The 11,228-nt window shown below is 46.4% G+C and carries 8 protein-coding genes and 1 pseudogene; 4 read left to right on the forward strand and 5 right to left on the reverse strand.

What is annotated here, in order from left to right:
- A partial coding sequence (locus tag RMO35_RS02380; RefSeq protein ID WP_309738311.1) for a DUF3352 domain-containing protein occupies positions 1-916 on the reverse strand: 916 nt, incomplete at its 3' end.
- A 36-nt stretch (positions 917-952) separates the two neighbouring features.
- On the opposite strand from RMO35_RS02380, the gene RMO35_RS02385 reads away from it, so the two are divergent.
- The 4 genes from RMO35_RS02385 (at position 953) to RMO35_RS02400 (ending at position 4,499) form a co-directional block, all read left to right on the forward strand.
- Positions 953-1,075, forward strand: a complete 123-nt coding sequence (locus RMO35_RS02385; RefSeq protein WP_309738313.1) for a hypothetical protein — start codon at positions 953-955, stop codon at positions 1,073-1,075.
- 242 nt (positions 1,076-1,317) lie between these two features.
- Entirely contained in the window at positions 1,318-2,760 is a 1,443-nt protein-coding gene (locus RMO35_RS02390; protein ID WP_309738314.1) for a Rieske 2Fe-2S domain-containing protein, read from the forward strand.
- Positions 2,761-2,855: 95 nt separating this feature from the next.
- The gene (locus RMO35_RS02395) at positions 2,856-3,425 is read left to right on the forward strand and encodes a cytochrome b/b6 domain-containing protein (RefSeq protein ID WP_309738315.1); all 570 of its coding nucleotides are present in this window, start codon (positions 2,856-2,858) and stop codon (positions 3,423-3,425) included.
- Positions 3,426-3,599: 174 nt separating this feature from the next.
- Positions 3,600-4,499 carry an alpha/beta fold hydrolase gene (locus RMO35_RS02400; RefSeq protein ID WP_309738316.1) on the forward strand — a complete coding sequence of 300 codons (900 nt, stop codon included), beginning with the start codon at positions 3,600-3,602 and terminating at the stop codon, positions 4,497-4,499.
- 155 nt (positions 4,500-4,654) lie between these two features.
- On the opposite strand, the gene RMO35_RS02405 is transcribed toward RMO35_RS02400, so the two are convergent.
- The 4 genes and pseudogenes from RMO35_RS02405 to RMO35_RS02420 all read right to left on the reverse strand — a co-directional run.
- Entirely contained in the window at positions 4,655-8,833 is a 4,179-nt protein-coding gene (locus tag RMO35_RS02405) for a Calx-beta domain-containing protein (protein ID WP_309738318.1), read from the reverse strand.
- Between the two features lie 55 nt (positions 8,834-8,888).
- Entirely contained in the window at positions 8,889-10,034 is a 1,146-nt protein-coding gene (locus tag RMO35_RS02410) for a hypothetical protein (protein ID WP_309738320.1), read from the reverse strand.
- Positions 10,035-10,263: 229 nt separating this feature from the next.
- Positions 10,264-10,881 carry a hypothetical protein gene (locus RMO35_RS02415; protein WP_309738321.1) on the reverse strand — a complete coding sequence of 206 codons (618 nt, stop codon included), beginning with the start codon at positions 10,879-10,881 and terminating at the stop codon, positions 10,264-10,266.
- Positions 10,882-11,125: 244 nt separating this feature from the next.
- Positions 11,126-11,228 (reverse strand): annotated as a pseudogene (locus RMO35_RS02420) (IS1 family transposase); the annotation flags it as partial.

The raw sequence follows: 11,228 nt of genomic DNA on the forward strand, positions 1-11,228 counted from the left end.
AGCCAGTACCGCCAAATAACGCGAAGGTATCGGCGGGAAAATTGCCGAGCGCTTTAGTTGAGGTGGCGGGTAAACTTAATATCGTGCCATCGGTTTTGGCAATTGTTTTCATTCTAATCCCCGCATCATCGATCGCGATGCCACCGCCGACAGACTGAATTTTGTTCAATTGAGCGAGAGTCGCTGCATCGAGTGGGATTGGCTGCTTGCTAGACGCGAGCATTTGTTGCAGCGCTTGGCTGTAATTGGGGATATAAAAGGCAGCAATCGGCTGTTTGAGTTGGAGGCTATCGCCTCTAAACCAGTCATTTCCGGCTTTGTTAGCCAGGGAAGGTTGCCCGTTGGCAGTATCGATCGCTTGTTCTACCGAGCGTTTTTCAGGTGCGAGTACCAATCGATCGTTAACGAGTGCGCTAAAGGTTGCTCGGCTACCCGTACCGCTATTGGTAATTTTAATCCCTTTGTAGTCGAATTCTTTAGTCGGTTCTTTACTTTGAGCTTTGAGTTTGTTGGCAAAGTCAAGTGCTTTGAGTTTATCCTTAACCCCGATCGCGATTAAGAAGCGCGGGGTGCCAGATTTCGCTTCAGCATTCGGTAAAACTGCCATCATGGTGTTACCCAGCCACGGCTGGACTTCTCGATCGAAATCCATCTGAGTTTGGGCGAGTAACTGCTGTTTTACCTCTTGGATTTGCGCGGTGACAATTTTTTGAGCTTCGGGATTCCCAAATTTTTTTAGCTTCGCCCAGGTTTCGGGTTCGTTAGAGACATACGCTACCATCAAAGCATTTTCTGGAATCACCGTCGCCAGATCGCCCGCGTTACTTTCACCGCTATAAACATATTTATACCCGGCATATCCCGCTCCAGCAGCCGCTACCAATGCTACCGCCGTAATAATACTTTTCTTCGCCATATATTTTAATTTAGTTGGGGGTGACGCGCAGCCACTGTGACTGAGAAAACGCGAGTTGATACTTATCCGATTCAATCGAGCGATATCCAATTCCCGAAAATCGCGATCGATTTAGGAGATACCACCGATCTTCGATCGCGAATTGGCGATCGTCAATAGCTACAGTCGTGAATCGGCGATCGTGCTTACTCACATCGCTGGTGCAAGATGTGAGCTTAACTATTCACCTTACATCTCGATCGGCGACGCCCGCCTTTGTTTCCCGCACTCTTCGTCATCCACTATCCACTATCCACTAGAACACTGATTAACGAGCGATCGACGACAAACCTACATTGACCCTCAGCCAGTAAATCTGTTTCAATAAAGTATAGATAAAATTCAGAGCTGAGGCGGATAAAATGACAGCCATTTCCACGATCGCGGGTAAGTCTGAATCAAATCCTTGCAGCAGTGCCGATTTCCAATGGACGCAGCAATGGTATCCCGTCGCTGTCATTGAATTTCTCGATCCCCACAAACCCCACTCGTTGCAACTATTGGGCAAAAATGTCGTGTTGTGGCGGGATGGAGCGCAACAGTGGCAATGCTTTGAGGATGCCTGTCCCCATCGGCTTGCGCCCTTATCCGAAGGACGTGTAGAAGCCGATGGTACGCTATTGTGCGCCTACCACGGTTGGCGATTTGATGGGGCTGGCAACTGTACCAAAATCCCCCAGTCCCAAACATCCGAGTTAGAAGCCCAACATCGCGCCAATCCTAAATCCTGCGCGATCGCGTATCCTACCCAGGAAGCACAGGGATTATTATGGGTGTGGGCGGAAGCTGGCACGCAGGGAGCGATCGAGAGCAAAACGCGATCGCCCCGCACCATTCCCGAGCTAGACGATAAATCTGGGCGAGTCGTGAAGCTATTTTGGAATATTCGGGACATGCCTTACGGCTGGGACTATTTCATGGAAAATGTCGCCGATCCCGCTCATGTGCCCGTTTCACATCACGGACTCGTCGGCGATCGCGATCGTGATGCCAAGTATTATGATATGCCCCGATTGCGCGAAATTTCGACTCAGGAGGGCTTTTCCTTCGGCGTGACTCAGGGAGAAGGTGCGCCGATTATGGCAGCCATCCACGACTTCCAGCCGCCTTGTCTGATGAAGATTACGACTACCTTCACCGACGAAGGGCAGCTAATTTTAGTGCTATACGCCATCCCCACTCGCCCCGGTTGGTGTCGGCATATCGGTACCCAGATCTTAGTTAAAAATACTCAGGGTAAATTACCGCCCGGCTTGGGTTTTTTCGCCCTCCCGATGCCGACTTGGTTCGGACACATTCTCGCGTCGCTATTTCTTCATCAAGACATGGTATTTCTTCACTACCAGGAACGGACGATGGCAACTAAAGATCGCTGGCTGGATGCCGTATATACGCCCAATCCCCAGGATAAAATGACGATTACCTTCCGCCAGTGGCTCGAAAAACGGGCTGGTGGAGGCGTCCCTTGGACTGGCGATTCCCAACTTCCACCCGCCGAACTCAATAAGCAAGTGCTATTCGACGTGTGGCACACCCACACCGCCGATTGTCAGTATTGCCAAACTGCCCTCAAGCGGTTGCAATGGGCGAGAGTTGGCAGTTATGGACTCGCGATCGCGATCTTGGTAATAGCGATATTATTAGAATCACGTTCGCTTGCCCTAATGCAGCAAACCAGTGTAGTCTCGATCGCTTTTGGCGGACGGGTAGCCATCTCGCTGGGCTTGACAGCTCTAGGCTATGGCATCGGCAAACTCATTGGTTTGTTCTACGTCTATGAGTTCGAGCACGCCCAAAATGATTGAACAGCTCAGGGTGAAAGCTGCTCGATCGAAGTCCAGACACATTACTATAAAATAACTACCCGCTCGATCGCGATCTCAACTAGAGCTAACCGCACATGTCAGCAGCACCACCAACCCGACTCAATTCTGTCTTCAAACAACTGATGTCTATTCATTGGTGGATGGCAGGACTCTACCTAATTTTGTTTGCCAGTGGGATCTCACTCGAACGACTACCATCGGAAATTAGCTTTCGCGAACTATTTTATGCCGCTCACAAATCATTTGGCGTACTAGTGCTGCTACTACTCGGCTGGCGCGGCTATCTCTTGTTGAGAGTATGGGGCAAAAAATACACCAAGCATTTACCAAAATTTACTAGCAATTGGTATTTCAAGACTGGTTTACATACAGTGTTGTATCTCCTGATGTTGGCAGTACCCCTGAGTGGTTATTGGCTATCAAATGCTTACCAAGCCAATAACATTAGCCTATTTGGTATTCCCATGCCGGACTTATTTCCAGTCAGTTCCGCAGGCGCATCTCAAGCAGGTGCCGCTCATAGCCGGACATCCAAAGTTTTTGCCATCTTCATTGTCATCCACTTTATCGCACAGCATAAAGTAGTCAAAGCCAACTGGCGCAGGTTTGGTAACTGGATCGTTAAGATGAGAGGTAAGGGGTAATGGGTAATGGGTAAGAGGTAAAAGGTAAGAGGTAAAAGAATAAGCCACTAAGTTTCCCCAATCTCCCAGTCTCCCAGTCTCCCCGTCTCCCCGTCTCCCCATCCCCCCTATGGTCAGTGAGCGACAGCCGAACTGCCATCTCCCATCTCCCATCTCCCATCTCCCAGCAAGATAATGTCTAATCTGACTAGTATCGAATCGAATGTTGTCAATCCCAGCACGTCCACATATCAGTGGAGCTGGCAAGGGCAGCCTGTAAGCGTTGCTTATGAAACTGAAGGTGTCGGTAAACCAATTTTACTTTTACCTGCCTTTAGCACTGTTTCTAGTCGGACTGAGATGTCGGGCTTGGCGCAGCTATTGAAGTCGCAGTATCAAGTGACGACTGTAGACTTTCCAGGCTTTGGCGATAGCGATCGATCTCGTCTAGATTATGCACCGCCGCTGTATCGTCAGTTTTTGGCAGAATTTGTGCGCGATATTTATCGATCGCCGATCGCGATTATCGCCGCCGGACATGCAGCGGGATATGCCCTAAATCTCGCCGCTACGGTGCCAAATAGCGTGTCCGAGTTGATTTTAGTTGCCCCAACCTGGCGCGGGCCATTGCCGACGATGGCGCGGGGACAAAAGCCGTGGCTTAAGGGCATTCGGGAACTAATTCGCACGCCAGTAATCGGTCAATTATTATATCAACTAACTACTACGCCGAGTTTTCTCGCCTTCATGTATCGGCGACATGTGTATGCTGATGCCCATAAACTAACGCCCGATTTACTCACCCAAAAACGCCAAATAACTCAACAACCAGGAGCCAGATATGGTGCTGGCGCTTTTGTCACTGGGGGACTAGATCCCTATCTCGATCGAGCATCTGCCATCGCTCATCTTCAGTCTCTGAGTATACCCGTGCTCATCGCGATCGGTCAAAGCAGCCCACCCAAATCAACAGCCGAAATGCTCGCCCTCGCCGAAGTTCCGCACGTCATCAGTCATACCTTACCCGGAACGCTGGGAATGCACGAAGAGTATCCAGCAGAATTGTATGAGGTGATTTTGCCGTTTCTGCGATAGGGGATAGGGAATAGGGAATAGGTAAAACCCACATTCCGCTAGTACTGAGTGGCGCAAGTAAGGACATCATTTCTTGCTACCAGTCCCCCAGTCCCCCAGTCCCCCAGTCTTCTCAAAATAGTAACTAGATTTATGCTGTAGAGTAATAGCTCGACCTAAATAGTTTTAAAGCTAGTCTGAACGATGAAATCATTGAAATCATTGTCACTGCCCACTAGTAAATCTTCAAAACCAAAAACATTATTACCTAGCGATCGAACGCGATCTAATTGGCCATAATTACCCGCAGCAAATGGAGTTAAAACGAAAGCATTATCATTGCCAACATTACCATCAATAATTAAGAATGGCGCATACATGGCACCACCAGCAAAATTTTTAGTGGTTGTAACTGTTTTTAAGTTTTCGCCTACCAAGTCTATGCCCGCAATTTTGTTCGCTAGCGCAGCTAGTCCATATCCTCGATCTTGGGGTCTGAGTGCAGCACCAGTAACAGACTTAACAGTGCCTTCACCATCTTCAATTTTGTAAAAACCCACAATATTGTTGAAAGCGGCTTCTCGTCTAACGTTAAAAGTGGCTTCGAGAGTCTGTCCAGCGAAAGTACGGAGATCTAGGATTTCTCCTTCACTTTTGCCTTGGAGATTAGCAATTGAGCTGAGTGCCGAATTTGGGCTATTGTCGATCGCCAAGCTAACTGTAAGGTCTTGGAAAGATTCGTCATTGCCTTGCTCCCAATTTAGGGTAAACTCACCAGCGTTATTAGTGACTTTCAGATAATCTTTGCTATTGAGGTTAGCAGAGTCGATCGAGAAGACGACATTATTGAAGTTATTCTCTTTCAGTTTGTCTTGAATACTGCCGTTATTGACTAAGAAGAAGCCCACTCTTTCATTGTTATCAACCTGGAAAACGCGGCTCAAATCGAGTCCATTTGCAGTGGAGTCAGGAAGGGCTGTAAATAAGGTAGTACTGTTAGTCAAAGCTGCTTTAGCGAATCCTGCGGCACCTGGTGCTATGCCATTAATAGTATTGTCGGCAGCGAGTTTAAAAACGCCGATCTCGTTGAGTCGATCGCTGTTTTTAGCCATAAGAGCAACCTTGACTTTCCCACTACCAATAGCTGTCCAAATGTCTTCAGTGGTTTTCTGGAGATCGAATTTTGGCTTAACTACAATACCATCATCGTCGCGAATGGTCAGCACTAACTCTCGATCGGATACAGTAGCCGTTCCCGCCAAGCTAGTAAGAGTTAAGCCAAAAGTTTCATCGCCTTCAATATTGAGATCGGGAGCGATCGATATTTCCAGACTTTTAGAACGCTCACCAGGAGCGAACGTAATTTGACCTGGTGCAAAACCATTTACAAAATCATCCGCCTGAGCTGGCTTGGCACCAGTCGATCCGAGCTGATAGCCGATCGTATCTGTATTCAGCAGGCTGCCAAAGCGGTCTAAAGTTAAGATTAGTTTTGAGGGCCGATCTGGGTCGCCCTCAATAACAGAGGGGTCATCGGCAGTAATCGAAATGCCAATAGCACTATCATCATCTTCGATGTTTATCCCGGCGCTAGCTTTAGTTGAGTTGTCAGCGAAGGTAGCTCCGCTCGACACCGCCAGATCTAGGAAAACCCGTTCGTCTCCTTCTGCTAGAGTATCGCCGAGAATTTCAACATCGATCGTGCCAGACGTTTGACCCGCCGCAATCGTAAGCTGGCCCGAACTAGTTGTATAGTCCGATCCCGCAGTGGCCTTGCTGGATCGAGTTGTATAATCGATCGCCACATCCTTAGTACTAGCACTAGAAAGATTTACTGTAAAAGTCGCTGTTTTCCTACCACTGTTACCTTCTACCAGCGAGATGATTCGCTCTTTGAGCGTAATAATGGGGATGATTGCTAGAGTATCGACAGCCAATCGAACATCATCTAATTCAATAAACTCTGTATTCAGCAGCGTAGTATTGGTACCAATATTCACGATATTACCATTTTTGGTAATTGCACCCGCTGTAGCCTGTGTTTTGTTAATTTTGACAGTATCTATCCCTTCACCACCGTCAATCAAATTAGTTCCGCCATTGAGAATAAATCGATCGTTACCACCATTACCCCGCAATATATTGTTGCCAGTAGTAACCGTAATGGTATTGGCTAAGTCATTAGCATTGACTTCTCGATCGGTAATTTTAGCAGCGGCTGATTCGAGGAAATCTGCTTGATTGACACTAAAAGTAATAACTTCTTTAGTTCCACTATTAGATTGAGTGCTAACTTGCTCTTGACCGCTAGTGATTTTGTAATTGAGGGTAGTGGTGGGCGTACCGTCTTTAAAAATTACCTCAAAAGCAACCTGATTTTCAGCGGTACGACTGACGGTGAGATCGCTCAGAACTCCTTCATAACTCAGACGACCCAGCGCATCTACTGTCAACTGGTTAGGGGCGATTGTAGCTACCACCGTGCCGCCTAATTTGACATCAATGCGATCGATTGTGTCTTTGTCCAAGGTAGATGAGTTGAACTGTGTCACTAAGTCCGCCGGATTAGTTAGCGATACAGCATCATCAGAGTCAATAATGTCTAAGGAGGTCAAGTCTGCTCCCCCGATCCCAAAAGCTCGCACTTCGGCAAATGCTTGTAAGCTTGTGCTAGCACCACTCCCAAATCCATCAGAGAGAAAATAGGCAATGTTGGTAGCATTGTTGTTGCGAGACTGAAAAAATTGCTGCGCTTTGTTTAGAGCGTCACCAAATTCTGTGCCGCCACCTGCTGATAAACTATTAATTTTAGAGATCGCCGTAGCTGCATCGATGGGGCCAGTAAGAGATGCAAAGCTGTTGAATTCAATGACAGCAAATTCACTATTTGCAGCGATTCCTTTATCAATCAGAGATTGGGTGAGCGTCTGATAAGCATTCTTCGCTTGAGTCAGGGGGTTTCCGGTCATACTACCCGATGTATCGATAATATAGCCGAAGTTAAATAGAGTACCTTGTTTCGATCCCAACGTCAGGTTATAGTTCACATCGCCATCAAAAGTCCAAGCTGAAGACTTGACTGTAATGGTACCGATTTTACTGCCACTGCTAGTTAAAATATCTTTTTCTGGACTTATTTCTGGGCCATCTTTCAGTTTTGTATTGTCTTTAGCATCTACTTGGAGCGGTACATAAAATAAATTACTATCATCATCTTTACCATCTTTATCGCTGTCTACATACTCAAAAACCCCAAACTCAATTTCCTTCAGACTGTCCTGAGCATCAGCTTGAGTACCTTTAGTATGATTGAAGGTAAAGAATTTATTAGTAGGATCGGTAATGCTATATGTATAGTTAGTAAATAGATCTGAAAAAAGAGCCTGGTCTACACCGTCGCCACCTTCGAGTCGGTCATCACTACCGCCCCCAAACAGTCGATCGTCTCCACTTTTGCCTAAAATTCTTTCCCTACGATACGATCCGGTAATAATGTCATTTCCACTATCAGCAAGGAAAGAAAACAAGTCTGAATCGGAGCCAACCAAAGCATTTTCTGGTAAAGTCGCTGCATCAGCCACACCAGAATCAGCCTGAATTCGATCGATTATTTTGGTGTACACATCAGTTGTAAGTAGTCTTCCACTATTGCTTTGGATCGAACCAACATTACTGGCACTATAACCGCGAGTATGTACTCCCAAAACGCGAGGAGCTGTATCTCCGTCTAAAATATGCCAAACACCACTACCACTCTGCCCAGCTTCCGTGTCTACATTGTCACTATAGTAAAACAGACCACCGCTTTCGGTAGTGGTAATAGTACCAGTGCCTGTACCTGGAGAAAGTACCAAAGTCGTGCCGCCATTATAGATAGAAGTAATTCCATCTGGATATCCAGCAGTAGTGATGGTCAGGCTTTGGGCTGTATCCGAGTTAACAAAAGCTAGTAGACCGACAGTATTAGCCGCAGTAATCGGCGCATCGATCGTTCTAAAAAGTGAAATATCATTTTCTGGTTTTGTATTCCCAAAAGTATTGTAATTTTTGGGAAAATAAACATTGGCATTGATAACGTTGGCGGGAGGATCGCCAGGAGTACCAATGATTCTTGAATTGAGACTAGTCAGATTGGCACTGATGGTAGTCCTAAGATTGGTAGCTGTGAGTAAATTACTCTTATCATAGGCATTATGTCCAGCAGTCAAAACATAATTGGGGGCAATAGTAATACCAGTACCAGTACCAGTAACACCAATAGCAGCGAATTGAGAATCTATAGCTACGACAGCATTGAGTGGAAAGGTATTAAAACTAGTTGTTACTGCTCTACTATCTGGAGGGGTGATGGTCATAAGACGATATTTTTAGTAATTAGAATATTTGAGTGCGCGAACTAGGCAACAACAGCTACTTAGAGGATGACGTTATGCAAATCATACTATTAGAGTCTCGGTCTTCAACAGTAAACAAATAGTCTTGCGCCAGAAAGCTGCGCCGAATATCAGCCTTGCGCGAACCTAGCAATTTTGGCGGCATGGTGCCCAGATTAAATAGCTCTATTTTGCCAATGGATTCATTATCAGCCGTAGATGGATAGCTACGGACTAGTTTATTCCCATAGGTGGAAATCTTGCCAAACCCATCAACAGAAGTAATAGAAAGATCGGCAATGTTCACAAACAATGTTTTTGGGAACCTTGATATATGCGGGTTGCTCTGAGGAAATTGATTAACCTCAAGTTGCTCGGCAACAACTATATATTTATCGGCGATCGCGAGCCCTTTTACTGGCAGGGGGATGGCGATCGTTCGTGGCGATGGGGTAGCATCTGCCAAGTTAAAAATGGTAAGTTTCCCCTGTCGCTCGCGAACTGTGAGATCTGCTGCAACAAGTAAATTTTTTTTCATGGCAATCTCGCCACTAGCAGCTAATGAATAGCGGCGAGAGCCAGAAATAACGGTGACATATCCGAGGGATTTGCTGTCGTATGTAGCCACTGAAAAAGCGATCTTTCCGCCATCAGCAGCCACAGATAGACCCGCTAATTCTTTGTCTTTTGGACGATCGATTCGCTCTAATGGAGAATTTGAAGTGAGTGAAGTGCGATAGACAGCGCCAGCATAAGCCATCCCTTTCTCTGCTGGAGGTTTATATGGGTAGAGTGCTTCTTCTTGCGATCCGGGGCGCACTTGTTTAGAGATGACTTTACCAATGACCAGCTTGTCTCCCGATATGGCCAGTTTATGACGGGTCGCAATGTAGCCAAAGATAGAGCTAGGATCGTCACTAATTGGGGGATTAGGAGGGAGTGCGATAGTTCGTACTCTAGCCCATTGGCGTTGCGGGGTACGACGATAAACTACGATCCGGTTAGCTAGGGTATCGTCGATCGCCAAAAACCGTTCGTTGGCAACTAAAGCACTACCAGCTCCTCGCAGGCCTTCTGACTGAAGATCGATACAATCTGCGGAGACGGCTCGGATGTCTAGCGCGCACACGAAGAGCGGGATTGTTGTTAATAGTGCGATCTGTAATAAGCGATTTAATGTCATTTTCACTCCCAAAAATAGTTTGGGTATGCTCTAGTTTCATTCTTCTGCAAGGTTGCGCTCAATCTAGAGGTTTCCTCCAGAGCGTGCATCCGCAACCCAACCTACAAATCTATAATGCCCCGCTCGATCGAACTATGCAACAACTGCTCTATTATCTGGAGGGGTGACGGTCATAAGACGATGTTTTTAGTAATTAAGATATTTGAGTGCGCGATCGATGCAACAACATCTACTTGGAGGATGATGCGATGCAGACCGCAATACGAGAATTTTGGTTTTCAACAGTAAACAGATAGTTGTTTGTAAGAAAGCTACTGAGAATATTAGCGTTACGCGAACCTAGCGATTTTGGCGGCATGGTGCCCAGATTAAATAGCTCTATTTTTCCAGTCACTTCATTATCATCTGTAGATGAATAGCTACGGACTAGTTTATTTCCATAGGTAGAAATCTCGCCGAACCCATTAGCAGAAGTAATAGAAAGATCGGCAATGTTCACAAACAATGTTACTATCTTGCGGTTTTTCCGATTGAATTGAGTAACCTCAAGTTGCTCGGCAACAACTATATATTTATCGGCGATCGCGATCTCTCTCACTGGGATAGGAATGGCGAGATTTCGTGGGGATGGCGTAGCATCTGCCAAGTTAAAAATGGCAAGTTTCCCCTTTTGCTCGCTGGTAGTGCTACCTACAACAAGTAAATTTTTGTTCAGGGCAATCTCGCCACTAGCAGCTAATGAATAGCGGCGAGTGCCTGAAATAACGGTGACATATCCGGTGCTCGTTTTAGATACGACTTTACCAATTACCAGCTTGTCTCCCGATATGGCTAGTTTGAGGGTCACTCTGTAGCCAAAGTCATTGCTAGGATTGGCAATTGGGGGATTGGGAGGGAGTGCGATGGTTCGCAATCTAGTCCATTGGCGTTGCGGGGTACGACGATAAACTACTATCCGATTAGCTGGGGCGTCGTCGAGTGCTAAAAACCGGGCGTTGCTGGATCGGGGTATGATTTACCGACCGCCGCTTAGGCGGCGCGCAAGCTTCGAGTGATATTTTCATCGATCGATTATCGCGATCGATTGAATATGGAATTGGCAGTTCATTAAATTTCAGATAATGAAGGAGTAATCTAATTGAATGTTTCAGCATTTCCTTGGATTTAGAATAGCACAGTGTCTTTCTCTTTAAG

It is taken from the genome of Chamaesiphon sp. OTE_20_metabat_361 (assembly GCF_031364565.1).

What these genes read in the sequence shown, in the direction of transcription:
- RMO35_RS02390 (WP_309738314.1), top strand. Translation starts at nt 1,318, where the DNA reads ATGACAGCCATTTCCACGATCGCGGGTAAGTCTGAATCAAATCCTTGC.
- RMO35_RS02400 (WP_309738316.1), top strand. Translation starts at nt 3,600, where the DNA reads ATGTCTAATCTGACTAGTATCGAATCGAATGTTGTCAATCCCAGCACG.
- RMO35_RS02410 (WP_309738320.1), bottom strand. Translation starts at nt 10,034, where the DNA reads ATGACATTAAATCGCTTATTACAGATCGCACTATTAACAACAATCCCG.
- RMO35_RS02405 (WP_309738318.1), bottom strand. Translation starts at nt 8,833, where the DNA reads ATGACCATCACCCCTCCAGATAGTAGAGCAGTAACAACTAGTTTTAAT.
- RMO35_RS02395 (WP_309738315.1), top strand. Translation starts at nt 2,856, where the DNA reads ATGTCAGCAGCACCACCAACCCGACTCAATTCTGTCTTCAAACAACTG.